Here is a 23,061-nt window from a genome sequence, read left to right on the forward strand (position 1 = left end):
AAACAGAATTAAGTTGGATAGAGGTTGCGTGATTTAAGAGTACCGATTTGGATGTGCCAGACACAGACGAAGATGAGGAAAAGGAAAGAACGCCGAAAGCAGACGGGAACTGGTAACCGGAGGCTTGGGCATAAGGTTAAGAGCTTTATGACTGTCATCGATGAATCTGTTCATTTTGGAATGAATGGAACAGGATGGGGCGCTATCGAATTCTTTGGGATGATGAAATTCGTCCGTAAGATATTAGAAAAAGGAAGCTGGCTCATCGAGTCAGCTTTTATTTATGAAGTACTTCAAAAGGAATCCGGTTTAGTTCGCAAAGAAAAAGGAGAGAAAAAATGGCAATTTTTAAAGGAGCCGGTGTTGCAATCGTAACGCCAATGAAGAACAATGAGGATGTAAATTATGAGAAGTTAGAGGAACTGATTGAGTATCAGATTTCAGAGGGAACCGATTGCATCGTAATTGCAGGTACCACAGGAGAGGGTTCTACTCTTACCATGGAAGAGCACAGAGACGTCATCAAAGCGGCAGTTGAGTTCACCAGACACCGTATTCCAGTTGTGGCAGGAACCGGATCAAACTGTACCAGAACAGCAATCCAGTTATCCAAAGAAGCACAAGAGGCAGGAGTAGACGGACTTTTAGTTGTAACTCCATATTATAATAAAGCAACACAGGGAGGACTTGTCTCTCATTACACACAGATTGCAAACGAGACAAAGCTTCCAATTATTATGTATAATGTTCCGGGAAGAACCGGATGTAATATGCTGCCGGAGACAGCAGCGCAGTTATACCGCAACGTAGAAAATATTGTCGGATTAAAAGAAGCAACCGGCAATCTGGCACAGGCATCTAAGACCATGTACTTAACCGATGGAAAACTTGACTTATACTCCGGTGAGGACGGACTTGTGGTTCCACTTATGTCTATCGGTGCCGTTGGTGTTATTTCCGTCTGGTCGAATGTTGCGCCGAAAAAGGTACATGATATGTGTGCAAGCTATTTCGCAGGAGATGTGAAAAAAGCAATGGAATTACAGCGTGAGGCATTGCCACTGGTAGATGCTTTGTTTAGTGAAGTAAATCCTATCCCAGTAAAGAAAGCGTTGAATCTGATGGGATTAGAGGCAGGACCGGTACGTTCTCCACTTACTGAGATGACACCGGAAAATGCTGCTAAGATGGCAACAATCATGAGAGAGTATGGCATTCAGTTAAAATAGTTTCGCAGAAGAAAAGAGGAAATAAAAATGACAAAAGTAATTATGAGCGGTTGTAACGGAAAAATGGGACAGGTCATTACCGGAATCTGCAAAGAGGATGCAGACATTGAAATCGTAGCCGGAATTGATCCATACGATGGCATCAAGAATGATTACCCGGTATTTTCAAACATCTCACTTTGTGATGTAGATGCAGATGTTATCATCGATTTTTCCAATGCAAAAGCAGTGGATGATGTGTTGGTATACAGTGTAGAAAAACAGGTTCCGGTTGTCCTTTGTACCACAGGACTTTCCGAGGAACAGTTAAAGAAAGTGGAAGATGCGAGCAAGAAGGTTGCAATCTTAAAATCTGCAAACATGTCACTCGGTATCAATACCTTGATGGAACTTTTGAAAACGGCAGCAACTATTTTTGCACCGGCAGGATTTGATATGGAAATCGTAGAAAAACACCACAATCAGAAACTCGATGCACCAAGCGGTACCGCGCTTGCATTAGCAGATGCCATGAACGATGCGCTAGACCAGAAATATGAATACAAGTACGATCGTAGTCAGGAACGCAAGAAGAGAGACAAGTACGAAATCGGAATCTCTGCAGTCCGTGGTGGCAATATTGTCGGAGAGCATGAAGTCATTTTTGCGGGAATGGATGAAGTAATTGAATTCAAACACACAGCATATTCAAAGGGTGTTTTTGCAAAAGGTGCGGTTGAAGCTGCAAAATTCTTGAAAGGAAAGGCAGCCGGACATTACGAAATGAGTGATGTCATAAAGGCAACCATGTAAGAAAATGTTAGTAGGAAATCATTTGTCAGCGTCGAAAGGTTATGAGGCAATGGGAAAAATGGCATTGAAATTAAATGCCAACACCTTTGCATTTTTTACCAGAAATCCAAGAGGTGGAAAGGCAAAAGAAATCAACCAGGCGGACGTTGACCGTTATCTTGCTCTTGCAAAAGAGCATCAGTTTGGAAAGCTTGTGGCACATGCACCGTACACGATGAACCTTTGTGCCGCAAAGGAAGACATTCGTGCATTTTCCAAAGAGATGATTGCGGATGACCTGAAACGAATGGAATATACGCCGGGAAATTATTATAATTTTCATCCGGGTTCCCATGTCGGACAGGGCGCTGAGGCTGGTATCGAGCTGATTGCAGATGCATTAAATGATGTTTTAACAAAAGACCAGAATACGATTGTTCTCTTAGAGACCATGGCTGGAAAAGGAACCGAGGTTGGACGTAACTTCGAGGAGCTTCGGGAAATTTTAGACCGCGTCAAGTTAAAAGAAAAGATGGGAGTCTGCTTTGATACCTGTCATGTCTGGGACGGCGGATATGATATCGTAAATCATTTCGATGAGGTGCTGTCAGAGTTTGACCGTGTGATTGGGCTAGACCGCCTGTACGCAGTTCATTTTAACGATAGCATGAATGAATGTGGAGCACACAAGGACCGTCATGAGAAGATTGGAGATGGAAAGATTGGGCTAGAGGCGATGAAGCGTATCGCAACGCACCCTGCACTTTCCGGGAGACCGTTTATTTTAGAGACACCAAACGATGATGCAGGCTATGCAAGAGAGATTGCATGGATTCGCGAATGGACAGAATAAAAGAAGAGGATTGACAGATGATACTACCGCCTGGGCTTTCGGCTCAGGCGGTAGTTTTCTTTATGTAATAGGAAATTTCGTTCCTATTACATAAAAAAATGCTCCGCAGGGATCGCACTGCGGCGGAGTTGAACAATGTCGCAAATGCGACCCGCCGCAGGCGGAGAATCCTGCAAGCAGGATTCTTTTTTATTGCAGGCCCAGATGCCTTGCATGCAGGGCTTATTTTATAAATAGACAATAATGCATAGCTATTGTCCAAATTCATGTGTGTTATGTAAACTAATAGATGCACATTGGACAAATAGAGGTAGAAAATACGAAACCTATATAATTATTGGCTCAAATCCGCGAAATTTTGGCTAATATAAAATGAATTTATGACTATTATCCAAACAGGCATTTTTATGTAAACTAAATCCTGTAAAATGCCTTGAAATTAGACAAGAAATGAAGAAATGTGCCTTTATTATCCATTTGGAATCTGGTATCTGCTGATTAATCCACTTTTGACATATATAGTATTGAAAACTACATAACAAAGTAAATAATACAATAAAACATTGACATCAATACTGAAAAGTTCTATACTTAACCATAAATAGTTTGATTATCAAACTATTTGACGGCATGAGAGACCTATGAAGTGTGTTTCGCATGTGAAAAAGGATTAATTTGGAGGTTTTATTAAGATGAATACGGAAAAGAACGGATTTCAGGAGCTTCGAATCAGGGAAAAGGTTGCGAAACTTCCAATCGTGCAGGGAGGAATGGGGGTCGGTGTAAGCCGAAGCCACCTGGCAGGTGCAGTAGCAAAAGAGGGAGGTATTGGCATCATTTCAACAGCTCAAATCGGTTATGATGAGGAAGGATTTGAGTACGACCAGGCGGGATGTAACCTTCTTGCAATTCGAAAACATATCAAGAGGGCAAAGGAGATTGCCTGTGGAAATGGGCTTGTGGGCGTCAACATCATGGTTGCACTTAAGCATTATAAAGAGCACGTAAAAGAAGCGGTTTTGGCAGGAGCAGACGTCATTATCAGTGGTGCGGGGCTTCCAATGAGTCTGCCGGAGTTAATTGGAAAAGAGTGCAAAACCAAGATTGCACCGATTGTTTCTTCCAGGCGGGCAGCGCAGTTAATCTTAAAAATGTGGTCACATAAATATGACCGGACAGCAGATTTCCTTGTGGTAGAAGGACCAAAAGCGGGTGGTCATCTTGGATTTTCCAAAGAACAGTTAGCAGAGACGACGGATGCTGTCTTTGACGAAGAGATTCAACGTATCATCGAGTGTAAAAAAGAGTATGAAGAAAAATACGAAAAAGAGATACCGGTCATTGTAGCAGGCGGTATTTTTGATGCAAAGGATGTCCGCCATGCATTTTCACTTGGTGCAGATGGGGTGCAGGTTGCGAGCCGTTTTGTTGCGACGGAAGAATGTGATGCGTCGGATGCCTACAAACAGGCATATATCCAGGCGGATGAGGAGGATATCCAGATTATCCAAAGCCCGGTCGGCATGCCGGGGCGGGCGGTTCGAAACAAGTTTATCGAGCATTTGGAAAAGGCAAGAATCCCAATCTCAAAATGTTACAACTGCCTGGAAAAATGCAATCCGTCTAAGGTTCCATACTGTATTACAAAAGCTCTGATTGACGCAGTCAAGGGGGATGTAGAGAACGGACTTGTGTTCTGTGGTGCAAATGTTGGAAGAATTCATGAAATGACGACGGTTCACAAGCTGATGCAGGAACTTTTGGCATAGGGAACGAAGTAGATAAACAGAAGGAAAAAGTTCAACCCGGTTTTGACGAGAATCCAGCGCTTTGGATTCCCATTCATAACCGGGTCGAACTTTTTTTAGTGGAACTTTTCTATTAAAGTTCGCATTTATTAAAATTTGAATTGCAACTCATTAAAAAATTATAACAACTGAATTCCGTTTTCTTCACATTTTTTTGCAATCTCTTCTGGCCAGATAGAAGACTGAACTTCACCAATGTGAGCTTTTCTTAAGAAGAACATACAGATACGGGACTGTCCGATACCACCGCCGATGGTATATGGAAGTTCTTCGTTTAAGATTGCTTTCTGGAAAGGAAGTTCTGCACGTTCCGGGCAGCCTGCTTTTTTCAACTGGCTAAGAAGCGCTTTCTTGTCAACACGGATACCCATTGAGGATAATTCCAGTGCAATATCAAGAACCGGATAGTAAACTAAAATATCAGCGTTCAATTCCCAGTCATCGTAGTCAGGAGCACGGCCGTCATGTTTTTCTCCGGATTCCATGGTATCACCAATCTTCATGATGCAGACAGCACCCTTGGTCTTTGTAATATAGAATTCACGCTCCTTTGGTGTGTAATCCGGGAACATATCTTCCAATTCCTGTGTGGTGATGAAGAAAATATCATGTGGAAGAATTTCCTCTATGTAGTCATACTGGATTGCCATGTATTTTTCTGTCTTACGAAGACATTTGTAAACAGTGCGTACAGTTTCTTTTAAAGTCTCAATATTGCGTTCTTCCTTCTTGATGACTTTTTCCCAATCCCACTGATCCACAAAGATAGAGTGGATGTTATCCGTATCTTCGTCACGACGGATGGCGTTCATATCGGTGTAGATACCTTCACCATAAGAAAAATCATATTTTTTCAAGGCGTAACGTTTCCATTTTGCAAGGGAATGTACGATTTCAGCCTGTTTTTCATTCTGTTCTTTGATGCCAAAAGACACAGGTCTTTCCACACCGTTTAAGTTATCATTCAATCCGGATTCCGGGTCTACGAAAAGCGGTGCGGAAACACGGGTTAAATTCAAGCGTAAGGCAAGCAGATTTTGAAAGAAATCTTTTACCGTTTTGATTGCAATCTGTGTATCATGTAAATTTAATTCTGACTTATAGCCAGATGGGATAATTAAGTTGTCCATTGAAAGGCTCTCCTTTTATTTCCTGGTTTGGATAAAAATGGTGCTTAAGCACCGACCTTAATCATTATAGCACAAGGCAACTCAATTTCAAGAAAAGAAGAAGTATTTTGAAAAAAATACATGTATACCGGATACAAGGAAAAACGTAGTTGACAACCACAAAAATTTGCGTATAATGAAACTCAAGTTAGAAAATAAAATAAAGTCTTCAGGGCAGGGTGCAATTCCCTACCGGTGGTAAAGCCCACGAGCCGCAAGGCATGATTCGGTGAAACTCCGAAGCCGACAGTAAAGTCTGGATGAAAGAAGAATGAATGAAAATTGTAGTTGTATTTGGGAAAGAATACATGTGATTTTGGATTTATGCTCTGGAATGGGATTCATTTCAGAGCTTTTTTATGTAATTGGAAATTTCGTTTCGATTATATAAAAAAGGCTCCGCGAGGATAGCATTGCGGCGGAGTTGAACAATGACTTTTGGAAAAACAAGATTACAAGATATTCTTTAAACTTAAGCAATATCAAATCAACTACAAAGATAGTCAAAACCCCTGAACATACCGCTCAGGGGTTTTTCACTTTTTACTAACAATTCGCTATCAAAAATATTCCATAATGTAGTAATTGACAACTGACGCAAAGGCAGGAACAGTATGTGCCTATGGGAGAAGATTAGAAAATCTTAGATTTCCTTATCTTCGCACATTAAAACATACTATTCCTGCCGTTACGTCAGTTGTCAAATAGTAAGCTATGAAATATTTTTTGATACCGGAATCTATACAGGAAAAAGGAGAAACACATGGAACCAAAACAGCAAACAGAAGATGAAACATACATGAGGCTCGCAACCAAGCTTGCAAAAAAAGGCGTTGGCTGGGTTAATCCGAATCCAATGGTCGGTGCGGTCATCGTCAAAGATGGCAGAATCATCGGGCAAGGTTATCACCAAAAATGTGGGGAATTACATGCGGAGCGAAATGCTTTTGCAGATTGTAAAGAGGATGCATGCGGGGCGACACTTTATGTGACGCTTGAGCCTTGCTGTCATACCGGCCGGACAGCGCCTTGTACACAGGCAATCCTAGAACATAAGATTGCGCGTGTGGTGATTGGTTCGAATGACCCGAATCCGCTTGTTGCGGGTGGCGGAATCCGGATTTTAAAAGAACATGGAATTGAAGTGAAAACCGGTGTCTTAAAAGAAGAATGCGATGCGATAAATCCCGTCTTTTTTCACTATATCAAGAATAAGACACCCTATGTGACGATGAAGTATGCCATGACAATGGATGGAAAAATAGCTACAAAAACCGGAGCGTCGAAGTGGATTACCGGAGAGGCTGCAAGAAAAAGAGTGCACGAGGAGCGCCATAAAAATATGGCAATCATGGTGGGAATCGGAACGGTTCGCCTGGATAATCCAAGCCTTACGACGAGGCTTGAAAATTACAATGCCAAGAATCCCATCCGCATTATCTGCGATACCAATCTTGCCACACCGCTTGCGGCAACGGTGGTTACGACCGCAAAGGAGCAGCGCACGATTCTGGCAACCTGCTGCAAGGGGCAGGAAAAGTGGAAACCATACGAGGATGCCAGCTGTGAGATTCTTCTGGTAAAAGAAGAAAATGGAAGGATTAACCTTAAGGATTTGATGATACAGCTTGGGAAAATGGGAATTGACAGCATTTTGCTAGAAGGCGGAGGAACCTTAAACGAGGCAGCACTCCGAGCCGGAATTGTAAAAAAAGTGCAGACCTACATTGCACCGAAAATTTTTGGCGGAGATACAGCGAAAAGCCCGGTTGCGGGAATTGGTGTAAATGTTCCAAATGATGCATTTTTCCTGAAAAATACAACAATTGAGAAAATTGGAGATGATTTTTTATTGGAAAGTGAGGTGGTGACATGTTCACCGGAATTGTAGAGGAAATCGGAACCGTTGAGGCAGTCAGAAAAGGTGCCAGCTCTGCCGCAATGCGAATCGGCGCAAAAGAGATTCTATCGGATATCAAGGTAGGAGACAGTATTGCAGTCAATGGAATCTGTCTGACCGTAACTTCTTTTGACGGGAAGGGATTCTGGGTAGATGTTATGCCAGAGACGTTAAGCCGTTCTTCCATTGGAAAAGCGGCAAGAGGAAGTGCCGTGAATCTTGAGAGAGCGATGCTTTGTGGTGGCAGATTCGGCGGTCACATCGTCTCCGGCCACATCGATGGAACGGGAACGATTTTAGAGGTACAGGCAGATGACAATGCGGTCTGGTATACCATCGCCGCGGAGAAAGGGGTTATGCGCTATATCGTGGAAAAAGGATCGGTTGCAATCGATGGAATCAGTCTTACCGTCGCAAAAGTGCAGGAGGAGCGTTTTTCCGTGTCGGTGATTCCGCACACCAGGGAAAAAACTATACTTTCCAGAAAAAAAGCAGGCGACATTGTCAATTTAGAGAATGATGTCATTGGAAAATATGTGGAAAAACTTTTACAGACGCCAGATACGGAAAAGAAACCGTCCAATATTTCGAAAGAGTTTTTACTAAAAAATGGATTTTAGGAGGAGAAAAGATGTACGAATTTCAGACAGTAGAAGAAGCGTTAGAAGATTTACGAAATGGAAAAATCATTTTGGTAACGGATGATGAAGACCGGGAAAATGAGGGTGATTTTATCTGTGCAGCAGAGTTTGCAACAACAGAAAATGTCAACTTTATGGCAACCTATGGAAAGGGGTTAATCTGTATGCCTATGAGCGAAGCAATTGCCAAAAAGCTGATGTTTCCACAGATGGTGACGGACAATACGGACAATCACGAGACCGCATTTACGGTGTCTGTCGACCACGTTGCGACCACAACAGGAATTTCCGCAAAAGAGAGAGGACTTACCGCAAGAATGTGTGTCAGTGACGATGCAAAACCGCAGGATTTCCGAAGACCGGGACACATGTTCCCGCTTCAGGCGAAGAAAAACGGGGTGCTTGAGCGAAACGGTCATACGGAGGCAACCGTGGATTTGATGCGTCTGGCGGGTTTAAAAGAATGTGGTCTTTGCTGTGAAATCATGCGCGAGGATGGCACGATGATGCGCACCAAAGAATTGATGGAGCTTGCAAAAGAACATAAACTCTCATTCATCACCATTAAGGCAATCCAGGAATATCGAAAAAAACATGAAAAACTCGTCGAGCGCGTTACGGTAGCAAAGATGCCGACCAAATACGGAGAATTCATGGCATATGGTTATCGGAATCTTTTAAATGGAGAACATCATGTAGCACTGGTAAAAGGGGAGATTCGCGATGGCGAAAACCTGTTATGCCGTGTTCATTCGGAGTGCCTGACCGGTGACGCCTTTGGCTCCCTTCGCTGTGACTGTGGGCAGCAGTTTGCAGCTGCCATGACCCAGATTGAAAAAGAAGGCAGAGGAATCCTTCTTTACATGCGCCAGGAAGGGCGTGGCATCGGACTTTTAAATAAGCTTCGCGCCTATGAACTTCAGGATGGCGGAATGGATACGCTAGACGCCAACTTAGCACTCGGTTTTCCGGGAGACATGAGAGAATACTATATCGGCGCTCAAATTTTAAAAGACCTTGGCGTTAAGACCATGCGCCTTTTGACAAACAATCCAGACAAAGTATATCAGCTTTCCGATTTTGGAATGGAGATTACAAAGCGTGTGCCAATTCAGATGGAAGCAACGCCGTTTGATCGTTTTTATTTAAAGACAAAGCAGCAGCGCATGGGGCACATTCTGGATGTGACCGGTATGTAATAAGAAAGGTTACAAAAAGAAATGTTGTACCATAAAAAAATTATGTAAACCAATTAAAAAGATGATAAGAAAGAAGAGGAAAAGAACATGCAGATTTTAGAAGGAAAAGTAGTAGCAGAAAACGTAAAAATTGGAATCGTGGTAGCAAGATTCAACGAGTTCATCACAGGAAAATTATTAGCAGGTGCAGTAGACGGATTAAAACGTCACAATGTAGAAGAAGACAACATCGACGTGGCGTGGGTGCCGGGAGCCTTTGAAATTCCGCTGATTGCGTCAAAGATGGCAAAAAGCAAAAAGTACGATGCGGTGATCTGTTTAGGAGCAGTCATCCGTGGTGCCACCAGTCATTATGACTACGTTTGTAGTGAGGTTTCAAAAGGAATTGCAACCGTATCTTTAAACAGTGATATTCCAGTGATGTTCGGTGTCCTCACCACCGACAACATCGAGCAGGCAATCGAGCGTGCCGGTTCTAAAGCAGGAAACAAAGGATTCGAGTGTGCAACCGGAGCGATTGAGATGATTAACCTGATTCATGAATTGGAAGCATAAAGGAAAGTAGAAAAATGATGTTGCCGTTTGGGGTGACATCATTTTTTGATAGGAATATGTAAGAAAATCTATTGTCAAAAAATATTTTGCTTTGCCAGGGTAATGTGATAAACTATTAATAATTGTAAAAAAGGAGGATATAGGAAGAAAGGGTAAGAAATGGAGTTAGATGAGATTGCGGATCAGATGCGCCTGTTGTCACAAGTGATGGAAGAATCAGACTACGATATGAGACAAATGCGCAGGCAGACCGGATTGTTAAGAGAAAGAGCGGGAGTAAATCAAAGGATGCAGGAATTGATTAACAGAAGAGATTCTATTTTATCATCTTTCCAACGGGAAAAGGAATCCTGGCATGATGAAATCAAAGTGCATCTTGGTAAAGAAAAAGGCAGACAAGAGGAAAAGGAAGAGCAGAAAAAGCAAGAGGAGACTGAAAATGGCACAGATACAAGTGAATATGGAGGCAGTGGAGCAGAACGCAGAACAGAGCTTTACAATAGCGAGAGATCTTGAACCGAGATACTTATCACATTCTGATACGGAAAGCACGATTCAAGGCGCAGGATATTCAAAAACAGCGTTTGATGTATCGCAAAATCTGATTGATTTACTAGGAGATGCAGTGGAGGCGGAGGATAGAACAATTAAAAATCTGGGGTTACGCTTCAAGGAGCTGGATGAAATGCAGGCTGAACTGTTGGAGGAGAACATGGACAGCAGACCAACATTACGTCCTCTCAACAATTAAAAGGAGCGTGACATGAATTATAATTCAGTAATAAAACCGGATGCAATGATAAGCCAGTGTAATGAAATGCTGCTGATGTTTGAACAGGATAATGACAGTATCCAAACAGTCTGGAATGCATTTCATCAGTTTATCGAGGATTCCGAAATAGAAAGCGAAGCATTCCATGCACTAAAACAGCGTGTGAGCGATTACCTTACCGTTTTACAATCCATGAAAATTGCAAATGAGATGGATATGGAGGACTGCAGGAACTTTTCAAGGCTGATGGAAGCCGTAGGCGGAAATATCATAGGAAGTGATGTTCTGGATGGAAAAGAGGCTGCAAAGCAGGATATGCTAGACCATGATGCATTAGCAGATAAGAATGCGTCAAAGGCGAAGCATACCAGCAAACCTTTAAAATGGTATTACGAATGCCAGAAGAAATATTATGAAATGCTTGCCGAAAATGATGAGGACATTTACAATGAATGGAGACGTATGGAAGAAACTTATGATGAAATAGATGCGGCGTCAGCCAATTATTTCATCAGAGGAAATCAGGTTCGGACAATGGCGGCATCGGCGTTGCAGGAACTGAAACAATTGTCCATTGATAACAGCAGCACACCGATGAGCAGTGTATACAGAAATACCTTACAAGGTATCTGCACCACATATGAAGATACTTTTGACAAGGGAAACATATCCGAAAAGGAAAAATACCAGATTAAGAGCTGGATTGAGACAGATTATAAATTGTCGGACGAAGAGCTTGAAGTTGCAAAAGAATACATAGACAAGTATTTTAAAGAAAATAAACAGGCAAATCAACTATTGAACAGTAAAAAGGCGACAGCAGCGGCAGCTATAAGAAATCAGATGTCTGTGGAAGAATTCAAGGAATACCAGATGATGGCAGCCTTGTATAATAAGACAAGCAAGTGGAATGGCTTCTGGCTTGGTGTAATAGATGCAATTCCGTTTCTGACAGAGGTGATAGATTGGAGTGACAGCATGGTCTGTGAAATGGAAGAAAAACAGATCGTGAAAAATGCAACATTAAGCAGTATCATGGAAAATGTAAGGTGTCAAAATCCGTTTGCATATGGAGGTGAGTATGCGGCATCGTTAGCCGCACAGACAGCAGCAATAAAGGGATTGCTTGAATCTGGAGAAGGGGCTGAGATAGCTAAGTCAGCTGAGGGGCTAGAAAGAGCCGAAACAGCTGAAACGGTAAAAGGATTGGCTGTAGAGAGTGGTAGAATATCTAATTTAGATGATGGTTTAAACTTTTCTAGCAGTGCTTTAGGGCACATGGGAGAAGGTGAAAGACAAGTTCCGATGCAAACACTGCAAGATGCAATTAGATATGGGGAAGCCATGCCAGATCCAAGAGGTTCTAATGCAACGATGTACTATACCACTATGTATAAAAACGGGAAAATGTATAATTTGGAAGTGTTGTATGATGAAATTTCTAATACAGTGTATCATTTTGAGTATGCAAGGAAACCAATGGGAAATTTGCCGGCAATACCCAAGTAAGGAAGAAGGAGTGATGAAGAAGCATGACAGAAAAAGAGCAGTTATATTATCTGATTAATGGAGTTTTAGATGGCTCATATCAGGTTAAGGCATTTTGTTCAGAATTTACAAGAGTATATGATTTAGAGGTTGACTATGAGCAGTTGTCTGAATTAGAAAATAAGGAGTTCGGAGATTTGTGTGAAATGGCAGGTAGATTTTCTGATGACGAAGAAGAGTTAAAAATTCCAAATATGTTTTTCTCAGAGGAAAGTATTTTGAATAAAGTAAAACATGTAAAGCAACTATTAGAGTAAGGGTATAGTAAAAGTCAGCAAGAGATTTGATAGTGTTTATGAATGGTGGAATTTTTTGGCAGATATATCTTCAAAGGCAAAAAGTGAAGAGATATCATTAAGAAAATTGTAATTGCAAAACAAGTTGACACAGACAAAATACCGTGATATGTTCATAACACAGTACATTGTGTAACAGAAAAGGAATCATTTGAGATGAAAAAAGAAGAAATGACGGTGCTGGATTTTTTGCTTGAAGCACTAGGAATTTTAGGCTTATTATTTTATATTGGGTTTCAGATTTATTATGGAATTTTGTATAGTGTTCCAATTGTCACGATTATCGTGAATGTTTTGATAATGGCGCTTGTTTATGCATTGCTCACCGGACTTTGCTTTTTCCCGGAAAAAGTAAACGGAATCAAAAAGGAGATGTGCAAAGGACAGGTCAGACATTATACGATTGAAATGCTTCGTACCATCAAGTTAATTTTTACCTTGTGTCTGGTGTTCACCAGTGTATGTGATGTCCTCGGAACAGAGATTCAAAAAGGTTACAGCATCATTGTTGTGATTGCGATTCTTGTGGTGGCGATCTACTATGAGGCAAAAGTCATTCGTATTTTGAAAGAGCAGAATAAAAAGTAAAAAGCGATTCGAAAGGAAAAAGTGTGTCAAAACAAAAGTTTGGCACACTTTTTTTTGATGTCATGAATCTGCTGTTTTGGATATGAAAATGATATTTTGAATCTATATTATGAGATAAGATGAGGACATCAAAATGGAAACTGTATCAGATAGGAGGAAACATGAAAGGGATACATTTTATAGATGAGCATGGAACTTTCACCATGGAACAGGCGGAAAATGAGAGCTATCTTTATTTTCCAATTGCCGGAGAAAATGGAATGAAAAGTTCCGTTACTCCTAATTTTGGGGGAGACAGCAAATTAGACCAGAATACATTTTTGTTGGAACCAGTTAGTTCGGAGAATCTTCATAACAATCGCTCTGGAAGAAATTTCTGGTGTGAGATAAAAGGAGAGGGCGTTTGGTCGGCAGTAGGACAGTCGGCTGAGGCAGAAGCAGGAAAATTCACCGAAAACCAGGATGAGAGTGTATTGACAGCCGGATTTATGTGGCAGACTGTGGAAAGAACTTCTAAGAAGTATCAGTTGAAAGCTACTGTCACAGCATTTGTACCGAGGTCTGTCAATGCAGAGGTTATGCAGGTTACCATCCAAAATATAGGAGAGAACAGCAAGGAAATCACTTCGGTGGCAGCAATTCCAATCTATGGAAGAAGTGCGGATAACCTTCGGGACCATCGGCATGTTACTTCTTTATTACATAGAATCCGCACCACAGAAAATGGAATTTATGTAAAACCAACCTTGTCCTTTGACGAGCGCGGTCATCAGAAAAATCATTTGACCTATTATGTTTGTGGATTGACAGGAGAAGGAGAAAAACCACAGTCTTTCTATCCAGATGTTGATATTTTCTTAGGAGAAGGTGGTACTTTTACGCATCCAAGGGCTGTGTTAGAACATAGGGATGGTGAGCCTGCCGGAAAAACCTTTGAAGGAACAGAAGCAGTAGGTGGAATCCGTTTTGCACCGGTCACTTTAGCAAAAGGTGAAAGCAAGACATTTACGATCTTCTTAGGAGTCACCGACGATGAAAAAGAAATTGCTGCATTATCAGAAAGACTAGTAACCAAAGAAGCGGTTGAAAAAGAGTTTGCGGTTATAAAAGAAGACTGGAGAAAACAGGTGAATGTTGCATATCATACCGGGAACAGGGAATTCGACCAGCTTTTAAAATGGGTAAGTTTTCAGCCAATTTTACGTCGTATCTACGGATGTTCTTTTTTACCACATCACGATTATGGAAAAGGTGGAAGAGGCTGGAGAGATTTATGGCAGGACTGTCTTGCACTCCTAATCATGAATCCATCCAATGTCCGTAAAATGATTTTAGATAACTTCGGTGGAGTTCGCATGGATGGAACCAATGCAACCATTATTGGCGAAAAACCAGGAGAGTTTGTTGCAGATCGTAACAATATCACACGTGTGTGGATGGATCATGGAATGTGGCCATTTTTAACAACGATGTTATACCTGGATCAGACAGGTGACTTAGATTTATTAAATCAGGAAGTATTTTATTTTAAGGACCGTCAGGTAGAGCGTGGAACAGCGCACGATTTGGATTGGAACGAAGAGGAAGGTAACTGGCAAAGAGACGAAAATGGAATGTTATACAAAGGAACTGTATTGGAACACTTACTATTACAGCATCTTTGTTCCTTCTATGAGGTGGGTGAACACAATTACATTCGTCTTCGTGGTGCAGACTGGAATGATGCGATTGATCTTGCGAATGAAAGAGGCGAGAGTGTGGCATTTACCTGTGCATATGCTGGAAATTTAAAGAATTTAGCAGGTGTGATTCGAAAATTAGAAGAAGGAGACAAGGGACGTAAAATTACTCTGTTAGAGGAGATGCAAGAACTTATTCTTTCGAAAAAAGAAATCTGGGATGACATTGAGAAGAAGAAAGCATTGTTGGCAGACTTTACTACAAAATGCCGTCATACTGTGAGCGGAAGAAAAGTGGAAATGGATGCTCTTTTAGTTGCGGATTGTCTGGAAGAAAAAGCAGAGTGGATGATGGAGCATATCCGTAAAAACGAATGGATTGAAGATCAGGACGGAGATGGTTGGTTTAATAGTTACTATGACAATCACGGAAATGCAGTTGAGGGTATATTTGATTCCGGTGTCAGAATGATGCTGACCGGTCAGGTGTTTGCAGTGATGAGTCAGACTGCAGATGTAAAACAGACCAGAGCAATCTGTAACAGTGCTGATCGTTATCTTTATAAAAGAGAAGTGGGTGGTTATCGCTTAAATACCAATTTCCAGGAAGAAAAATATGACATGGGACGTATGTTTGGTTTTGCATATGGAGAAAAAGAAAATGGTGCAGTATTTTCACATATGACGGTAATGTACGCAAATGCGCTTTACCAGAATGGATTTGTGGAAGAGGGTTACAAAGCACTTCAGACTTTAGCGGACACAGCGCTTGATTTTGAAACGAGCCATATTTATCCAGGAATACCAGAGTATTTTAATGCAAAAGGCAGAGGACTTTATCATTATCTGACCGGTGCAGCAAGCTGGTATATGTTAACCATGGTAACACAGGTATTTGGTGTGCGTGGTGAATATGGAGATCTTGTGTTAGAACCAAAACTGACCAAAGAACAGTTTGATGCAGATGGAAAAGCACAGATTCATCTTGAATTTGCAGGAGCAAAACTTCAGGTAACTTATGAGAATCCAAAACATCTTGGCTATGGCGCATACAAAGCAGCCAAAGCAGCCTTAGACGATAAGACAGAGATTGCTGCAAAAGATGGAAAACTCGTAATCAAACGTGCCATGATTGAGAAACTTGGTTCTGGTGAACATCAGATTCAGGTTTCACTTCTTGGATAAAAACGGAAAAAATGTTCCGTTGTGAATAATTTAAATAAATGTGACATTATAAAGGAGAAAGAAAATGAAATATGGTTATTTTAATCAAAAAGAAAGAGAATACGTGATTACACGTCCGGACACACCGGCACCTTGGGTCAACTACTTAGGTTCTCCAGAATATGGTGCAATCATTTCCAACAATGCAGGTGGATATAGTTTTGCAAAATCTGGTGCAAACGGAAGAATTCTAAGATATGTTTTTAATGATTTTGATCAGCCAGGCCGTTATATTTATGTTAGAGATGATGAAAGTAAAGATTTCTGGTCCGCTTCCTGGCAGCCGGTTGGAAAAGATTTAGATAGTTACAAGAGTGAATGTCATCACGGACTTGCATACACAAGAATGCTTGCAGATTACAGTGAGATTCACACGGAGGCACTTTACTATGTCCCATCTGGAGAATCTTATGAAGTATGGAATTTAAAAGTAACCAATACTTCCGACACTGTTAGAAATTTAACAATTACAGGATATGCTGAATTTACAAATAACAGCAACTACGAACAGGATCAGGTCAATTTACAGTATTCCCAGTTCATCACAAGAACATTCTTTGAGGGAAACCGTATCCGTCAGGCAATCCATAGCAACCTAGATGGAATCGAAGATGGAAAAGAGGTAGACAACAAGATTGTAGAAAGCCGTATCTTTGGATTGGCAGGAGCATCCGTTTCTTCTTACTGTGGTGAAAAAGAGAAATTCTTAGGTCGTTATCACGGGTATGGGAATCCGATTGGTGTTGCAAATGGAGAATTGGATGGAAGCTTAACCTACAATGGAAATGGTTGTGGCGCACTTTCTACAAAGATGACCTTACAGCCAGGTGAGACAAAAGAAATTGCATTTGTAGTTGGAATGAAAGAAAAAGAAGAGACAGATGCCATTTTGACTCGCTATGAAAAACCAGAAAATGTTTGTGAAAAAGAAGTTGACGAACTGAAAAAATATTGGGATGAAAAATTATCACACTTCCAGGTTAAGACACCGAGCGAAGAGTTTGATACCATGATTAATACCTGGAATGCATACAATTGCTTTATGACCTTTATCTGGTCAAGAGCGGCATCCTTTATTTACTGTGGACTTCGTAATGGATATGGATATCGTGACACTGTTCAGGATATCCAGGGTGTGATTCATCTTGCCCCAGAGATGGCAGTAGAGAAAATCCGTTTCATGTTATCCGCTCAGGTACATCATGGCGGCGGACTTCCACTTGTAAAATTTACACACAACCCTGGACATGAGGATACACCAGAGGATGCTTCTTATGTAAAAGAAACAGGTCACCCAGCTTACCGGGCAGATGACGCACTTTGGTTATTCCCGACCGTTTACAAATACGTTGCAGAAACTGGAAATATTGCATTCTTAGACGAGGTGATTCCATTTGCAGACAAAGAGGAAGCAAGTGTTTATGAACATTTAAAACGTGCCATTGACTTCTCTATGAATCATCTTGGAATTCATGGAATGCCAGCAGGACTTTATGCAGACTGGAATGACTGCTTAAGACTTGGAAAAGATGGAGAGTCTACATTTGTAGCATTGCAGTTTTATTATGCAATGACCATTTTAAAGAAATTTGCAGAGGAAAAACAGGATACCGCTTACATTCAGTATCTAGAAGAGAGCCAGAAAAAGTTAGGCGATATCATCGAAGAAAACTGCTGGAACGAAGACCGTTTTATCCGTGGATTTACAGAAAAAGGTGAGGTAATCGGGAAGAGAACCGACAACGAGGCAAATATGTGGTTAAATCCTCAGAGTTGGAGTGTCATCAGTGGTTATGCAAGTGAAAAACAGGCAAAGCTTGCCATGGATAATGTATATGAAAAATTAAATACAAAATATGGTGCAATCCTGATGGACCCACCGTATCACAAAGAAGCATTCGACGGTGCACTTGCCGTTATTTACAATGCAGGAAGTAAAGAAAATGCCGGTATTTTCTCACAGTCACAGGGATGGGTTATTCTTGCAGAAGCGTTGCTTGGACATGGAGAAAGAGCATTCACCTATTTTATGGAAAATGCTCCCGCAGCACAGAACAATCAGGCTGAGGTGCGTGTGTTAGAGCCTTATTGCTATGGTCAGTTCACAGAAGGAAAGGCAAGTCCAAAATTCGGGCGCTCCCATGTGCATTGGTTAACAGGAACCGCATCTACGATGATGGTAGGATGCGTAGAAGGTATTCTTGGTATTCGCCCGGATGTGAAAGGTTTAAAACTTTCTCCATCTGTTCCAAAAGAGTGGAAAACATTTGAAATCAATAAGATATTCCGTGGAAAACAGCTTCACATTGTTGTAAACAATCCAAACGGCGTAGAATCTGGATGTAAGAAGTTAATGGTAAATGGTGCTGAGTTAGAAGGAAACTATATTCCAGAAGACATAATGACAGCACAGACTGAAATCGAACTTTTCATGTCATAAAGTTTCGATTCGTTTTTTTAGAAAATAAACAAAGAAAAGGTCAAAAATGGTATCGCTTTAAACGCATAGACAGATACTGTTTTTGACCTTTTTCTGTAAAAAGAAGGATTTGTATGAAGCAAAATAATTCTATTTTTGGACGGAAACCTTGTCCCACTCAGTTCGAAAGTGTTTGGTACGGTAGCGATGAGGCGTTAATCCGGTTTTCTTTTGAAAAACCTGGATAAAATGGCTTTGCGAGGAAAACGATAAGTAGTTTGCAATATCGACAATATTGTAATCGGAATACTGCAAAAGGTTTTTAGCTTTTTCAATTTTTAAATCCAGGATATACTGGCTTAACGAAATGCCCATCTCCTGATGAAAGAGCTTGGAAAGGTAACTTTCCGAAAGATTTAAGTATTCCGCAAGCTCTTTTAACGTAATGCGAAAATGAATGTGACTATAAATGTAGTCAATACAAAGTACAATCGGTTTGGAAAGTACCTGACTGCTTTTTAAGATATTCATCTGATTACAAAAGTCAAAACACATGGTATCGTGGAGAGCTGCGATTTCTTTGACATTTTTTAAGGTATCCATTTTTAAAATATAAAAATCACTCATACCATAGGCTTTTTCCTGTTCCATACCGGAGTGCACACAGTAACGTGTAATCATTGCGGTTGTAACCACAAAATGATACCGGATGTTTTGCAAGTAATTTTCGGATAATTTTCCCATACCGGCGGGCTTTAAAAAGGTGTTTTCCTTGATATTATTTTTGACATAATCAATATCTCCGCCCGCAATTGCGTCATAGAATGTAAATTCGTTTTCCATGACACGATGCTCCATCAAAGACTCATGTTGAATAAATTCACTTCGATACCATTCTTTTGTTAAATCCATATCCATACCGTGCCTTTCTCTCATGTTAAAAAATAGATAACATGAAATTGATATTTTGTCAATGATTTTTATATAATGAAACACCATTCCTCACTATAATCATAATTACAAAATACATCAATTCTTAGGGAGGAATTCAAAGATGAAAAGAAAGATTTTATCTATGGTGTTAGCTGCTTCTATGTTAGCAACACTCGTTGCAGGATGCGGAAGCAAATCAGCATCCAACGCAGATGCTTCTTCAACAGAAGCAGGCAATGCAGGAACAGCTGTTGAAGGTACAGCATCCGATGAAGGAAAGGTGTTAAATATCTACTGTTGGAACGAAGAGTTCAAAAGCAGATTAACAGACCATTATCCAGGATATGAAGAAGTAGATGCAACGCATGGAAAAATTGGGGACGTTTCCGTTGTATGGAATATCACGCCAAGTGATGATAATGCATATCAGAACAATCTTGATCAGACATTATTAAAGCAGCAGGATGCAGCAGATGATGACAAGATTGATATCTTCTTAGTAGAAGCTGACTACGCTTTAAAATATGTTGATACAGATTATACTTTACCAATTGAACAGCTTGGTATCACAGATTCCGATTTATCAGAACAGTATCAGTATACAAAAGATGTTGTAACAGATTCTAACGGACAGTTAAAAGGTATTTCATGGCAGGCAGCCCCTGGTGTATTGTTCTACAACAGAGAAGTTGCAAAAGAAGTACTTGGTACAGACGATCCGGCAGAAGTTCAGAACTATGTATCTGATTGGGACAAATTTGTTGAGACTGCTGGAACTATGAAAGATGCTGGTTACCATATGACATCCTCTGTTATGGATACATACCGTGTTTATTCTAACAATGTAACATCAAAATGGGTAGAAGATGGCAAAATCAACATTGATGACAATATTATGAAATGGGTAGAAGATTCTAAGAAAATGTACGATGCAGGTGAGACAGGAGCTCATGCAATGTGGAGTGATGACTGGAGCAAAGGTTTCTACCCAGAAGGAAAAGTATTTTGCTACTTTGGACCAGCATGGTTAATTAACTTCTGTATGGCTGCTGATGTAGATGGAAGTATTGCAAACCAGGGTGGCTGGGCTGCAACAACAGGTCCTCAGGGATTCTACTGGGGTGGTACGTGGATTTGTGCTGCTAACGGAACAGATAATGCAGGACTTATCAAGGATATCATGTTAAAACTTGCAACAGACAAAGATACCATGAAAGAAATCGTTGAAAAAGATGATGACTTTGCAAATAACAAGACCGTTATGGATGAAATGGCAAAAGACCCTAATTACAGCAGTAAAGTATTAGGTGGACAGAATCCACTTGATATGTATTGTGAAGGTGTGGAATCCATCAGCCTTGATAACATCTCTAACTACGATTCAGGTTGTAACTCTGAATTCCAGAGTGCATTAACCAATTACTTTGAAGGAAATGCAACATTAGACGAAGCACTTGATATTTTCTATACAGCTGTAGAAGAAAAATATCCAGAATTAACACACTAATCATAAAAAACAAAAATTTGTACCCGCCGATTTATTCGGTGGGTACGAATACCTTAATACGAGGCGCGTATAAAAACTGCAGAGTGAAATTGTGCAGTTTAAGGGTAGGAAAGGAAAGGTCTCATATGAAAAGAAAAGAGAAAGGAAAAGTCGTAAGATACAACAAATGGGGATATATCTTCTTAATTCCTTTTGTAGTTATCTATTTGATTTTTCAATTGGTTCCATTAATCACGACCATATACAACAGTTTTTTTGAATGTTATCAGTCAGGATTAACACAGATTGGTCCTAATTTTGTCGGACTCGAAAATTACAAAAGTATTTTAATGAATCCAGAACTCTGGGAGTATGCAAAAAATACCTTTGTTATTTGGATTATCGGGTTCGTTCCACAGATTTTGATTTCCCTGCTTTTAGGAGCATGGTTCTCAGATCCAAGTCTGAAACTTAAGGGACAGAGATTTTTTAAGACCGTTATCTACTTACCAAACTTAATCATGGCATCTGCTTTTGCAATGTTATTCTTCACTCTTTTCTCAGATGGAGGACCTGTAAACGACTTACTCATTCAGTTAGGAATTTTATCAAAACCATTTAAATTCTTGTCAAATGTAGGAAGTACCAGAGGATTAATTGCATTCATGAATATGATTATGTGGTTTGGTAACACAACCATCCTTTTGATGGCTGGTATGATGGGAATTGATACTGCGCTTTTTGAGGCGGCAGAAGTAGATGGTGCAACATCTACCCAGATTTTCTTCCGTATTACACTTCCATTACTTCGTCCAATCTTAGTATACACATTGATTACATCATTAATCGGTGGTATCCAGATGTTCGATGTTCCACAGATTTTAACAAATGGAACTGGTAACCCGGTACGTTCTTCCATGACATTAATCATGTTTTTGAACAAGCATTTATATAGTAAGAACTACGGTATGGGTGGTGCGCTATCGGTAATCTTATTTATCATAACCGGTATCCTTAGTATGATTGTATTCAAAATGACAACTCAGAAGGAGGAATATTAACGATGTCTGCAGAAAATAAAAAAAAGAATACGTCAAAAACAGGCAGCTCTCTTGGAATTAAAGGGAGAAGAACAATTGCATACATTGTATTAGCAATTATTTCATTCCTTTGTCTGTTTTGGTTTGTCGTTTTATTTGTCAACGCAACAAGATCACACTCAGAATTAACAAAAGGATTTACGCTTATTCCAAGTAAGTATTTGGGAAAGAACTGGTACAATATCATGCACGGAAGCCTGCCAGTATGGAGGGGAATGTTGAACTCACTTTTTGTATCAGTATGTTCTGCGGCGCTGTGTACCTACTTTTCCGCGATGACAGCATATGCCATTCATGCATATAATTTTAAGTTGAAAAAGTTCATGTTCACATTCATTTTAATGATTATGATGATTCCAACACAGGTAAACGCGTTAGGTTTCTTAAAATTAATTGATAGATTGCACATGGATAATACATTTGCCCCACTCATTATCCCAGCAATTGCTTCACCGGTGACATTTTTCTATATCAAGCAGTATATGGACAGTGCTTTGCCACTGTCGCTGGTGGAGGCTGCCAGAATCGATGGTTCCGGGGAGTTCAAAACTTTTAACCAGATTGTATTACCATTGTTAAAACCTGCGATTGCAGTACAGGCAATTTTCTCATTCGTAGGAAGCTGGAACAACTACTTCGTTCCTGCCTTAGTCTTACACGACAATGAGAAAAAGACACTGCCAATTTTGATTGCACAGTTAAGAGGTGCAGATTTCTTAAAATTCGATATGGGTCAGGTGTATATGATGATTGCATTCTCCATTTTCCCGGTTATCGTTGTTTATTTATTACTTTCTAAGCACATTGTACAAGGAGTTGCAATGGGAAGTGTGAAGGGTTGATTCTGCAACGTCACCCTTAGAAAAGAACCACAAAAGCTTCTGCTTGGCG

General features: G+C 40.4%; 20 protein-coding genes and 2 riboswitches. Of the genes, 18 read left to right on the plus strand and 2 right to left on the minus strand.

The genetic code is table 11. The annotated features are described in order from the left end of the window. Positions 1-10: 10 nt before the first annotated feature. Positions 11-213, plus strand: a riboswitch (Lysine riboswitch). A 125-nt stretch (positions 214-338) separates the two neighbouring features. The 4 genes from dapA (at position 339) to BIV16_RS02265 (ending at position 4,622) form a co-directional block, all read left to right on the plus strand. After that, the gene (dapA, locus tag BIV16_RS02250) at positions 339-1,229 is read left to right on the plus strand and encodes a 4-hydroxy-tetrahydrodipicolinate synthase (RefSeq protein WP_143524706.1); all 891 of its coding nucleotides are present in this window, start codon (positions 339-341) and stop codon (positions 1,227-1,229) included. A 27-nt stretch (positions 1,230-1,256) separates the two neighbouring features. Beyond that, positions 1,257-2,021 carry a 4-hydroxy-tetrahydrodipicolinate reductase gene (gene dapB / locus BIV16_RS02255; RefSeq protein WP_143524705.1) on the plus strand — a complete coding sequence of 255 codons (765 nt, stop codon included), beginning with the start codon at positions 1,257-1,259 and terminating at the stop codon, positions 2,019-2,021. A gap of 4 nt (positions 2,022-2,025) precedes the next feature. Beyond that, positions 2,026-2,853: a deoxyribonuclease IV gene (locus tag BIV16_RS02260; RefSeq protein ID WP_075679536.1), complete on the plus strand. Its 828-nt coding sequence runs from the start codon at positions 2,026-2,028 to the stop codon at positions 2,851-2,853. Between the two features lie 692 nt (positions 2,854-3,545). After that, on the plus strand, positions 3,546-4,622 hold the full coding sequence (locus BIV16_RS02265; protein ID WP_075679535.1) for an NAD(P)H-dependent flavin oxidoreductase: 1,077 nt from the start codon (positions 3,546-3,548) through the stop codon (positions 4,620-4,622). 158 nt (positions 4,623-4,780) lie between these two features. Here the strand turns inward: BIV16_RS02265 and asnA are convergent, their stop codons facing one another. Then, positions 4,781-5,791, minus strand: coding sequence for an aspartate--ammonia ligase (gene asnA / locus BIV16_RS02270; RefSeq protein WP_075679534.1), 1,011 nt, complete (start codon positions 5,789-5,791; stop codon positions 4,781-4,783). A gap of 200 nt (positions 5,792-5,991) precedes the next feature. Further along, positions 5,992-6,106, plus strand: a riboswitch (FMN riboswitch). 487 nt (positions 6,107-6,593) lie between these two features. Here asnA and ribD point away from each other — a divergent pair. The 11 genes from ribD to BIV16_RS02325 all read left to right on the plus strand — a co-directional run bounded on the left by ribD (position 6,594) and on the right by BIV16_RS02325 (position 18,672). Then, positions 6,594-7,721, plus strand: coding sequence for a bifunctional diaminohydroxyphosphoribosylaminopyrimidine deaminase/5-amino-6-(5-phosphoribosylamino)uracil reductase RibD (gene ribD, locus BIV16_RS02275; RefSeq protein ID WP_075679533.1), 1,128 nt, complete (start codon positions 6,594-6,596; stop codon positions 7,719-7,721). Further along, positions 7,703-8,350 carry a riboflavin synthase gene (gene ribE, locus BIV16_RS02280; RefSeq protein ID WP_075679532.1) on the plus strand — a complete coding sequence of 216 codons (648 nt, stop codon included), beginning with the start codon at positions 7,703-7,705 and terminating at the stop codon, positions 8,348-8,350. The genes ribD and ribE overlap by 19 nt, the downstream gene beginning before the upstream one ends. 11 nt (positions 8,351-8,361) lie before the next feature. Continuing rightward, positions 8,362-9,570: a bifunctional 3,4-dihydroxy-2-butanone-4-phosphate synthase/GTP cyclohydrolase II gene (locus tag BIV16_RS02285; protein WP_075679531.1), complete on the plus strand. Its 1,209-nt coding sequence runs from the start codon at positions 8,362-8,364 to the stop codon at positions 9,568-9,570. Positions 9,571-9,657: 87 nt separating this feature from the next. Continuing rightward, positions 9,658-10,125, plus strand: coding sequence for a 6,7-dimethyl-8-ribityllumazine synthase (gene ribH / locus BIV16_RS02290; RefSeq protein WP_075679530.1), 468 nt, complete (start codon positions 9,658-9,660; stop codon positions 10,123-10,125). Positions 10,126-10,284: 159 nt separating this feature from the next. Further along, positions 10,285-10,641 (plus strand): hypothetical protein, encoded by a 357-nt coding sequence (locus tag BIV16_RS02295; RefSeq protein WP_075679529.1) that lies wholly within the window; start codon positions 10,285-10,287, stop codon positions 10,639-10,641. After that, positions 10,565-10,876, plus strand: coding sequence for a TIGR04197 family type VII secretion effector (locus tag BIV16_RS02300; protein ID WP_075678698.1), 312 nt, complete (start codon positions 10,565-10,567; stop codon positions 10,874-10,876). The genes BIV16_RS02295 and BIV16_RS02300 overlap by 77 nt, the downstream gene beginning before the upstream one ends. Positions 10,877-10,888: 12 nt before the next feature. Continuing rightward, positions 10,889-12,406, plus strand: coding sequence for a hypothetical protein (locus BIV16_RS02305; RefSeq protein ID WP_075679527.1), 1,518 nt, complete (start codon positions 10,889-10,891; stop codon positions 12,404-12,406). A 23-nt stretch (positions 12,407-12,429) separates the two neighbouring features. Continuing rightward, the gene (locus BIV16_RS02310; protein WP_075679526.1) at positions 12,430-12,702 is read left to right on the plus strand and encodes a hypothetical protein; all 273 of its coding nucleotides are present in this window, start codon (positions 12,430-12,432) and stop codon (positions 12,700-12,702) included. A gap of 195 nt (positions 12,703-12,897) precedes the next feature. Next, complete coding sequence (locus tag BIV16_RS02315; RefSeq protein ID WP_075679525.1) at positions 12,898-13,329, plus strand: transglycosylase; 432 nt, start codon at positions 12,898-12,900, stop codon at positions 13,327-13,329. 161 nt (positions 13,330-13,490) lie between these two features. Then, complete coding sequence (locus BIV16_RS02320) at positions 13,491-16,193, plus strand: GH36-type glycosyl hydrolase domain-containing protein (protein WP_075679524.1); 2,703 nt, start codon at positions 13,491-13,493, stop codon at positions 16,191-16,193. A gap of 64 nt (positions 16,194-16,257) precedes the next feature. Further along, positions 16,258-18,672, plus strand: a complete 2,415-nt coding sequence (locus tag BIV16_RS02325) for a GH36-type glycosyl hydrolase domain-containing protein (RefSeq protein WP_075679523.1) — start codon at positions 16,258-16,260, stop codon at positions 18,670-18,672. A 129-nt stretch (positions 18,673-18,801) separates the two neighbouring features. Here BIV16_RS02325 and BIV16_RS02330 read toward each other — a convergent pair whose 3' ends face one another. After that, complete coding sequence (locus BIV16_RS02330) at positions 18,802-19,569, minus strand: helix-turn-helix transcriptional regulator (protein WP_330546382.1); 768 nt, start codon at positions 19,567-19,569, stop codon at positions 18,802-18,804. 136 nt (positions 19,570-19,705) lie between these two features. On the opposite strand from BIV16_RS02330, the gene BIV16_RS02335 reads away from it, so the two are divergent. From BIV16_RS02335 to BIV16_RS02345, 3 genes are all read left to right on the plus strand, one after another. Then, entirely contained in the window at positions 19,706-21,091 is a 1,386-nt protein-coding gene (locus BIV16_RS02335) for an ABC transporter substrate-binding protein (protein WP_075679522.1), read from the plus strand. Between the two features lie 125 nt (positions 21,092-21,216). Beyond that, entirely contained in the window at positions 21,217-22,131 is a 915-nt protein-coding gene (locus tag BIV16_RS02340; RefSeq protein ID WP_075679521.1) for a carbohydrate ABC transporter permease, read from the plus strand. A gap of 2 nt (positions 22,132-22,133) precedes the next feature. Then, entirely contained in the window at positions 22,134-23,012 is an 879-nt protein-coding gene (locus tag BIV16_RS02345; RefSeq protein WP_075679520.1) for a carbohydrate ABC transporter permease, read from the plus strand. Positions 23,013-23,061 lie beyond the last annotated feature (49 nt).

Origin of the sequence: Roseburia sp. 831b (assembly GCF_001940165.2) — a bacterium.
GTDB lineage: Bacteria > Bacillota > Clostridia > Lachnospirales > Lachnospiraceae > Roseburia.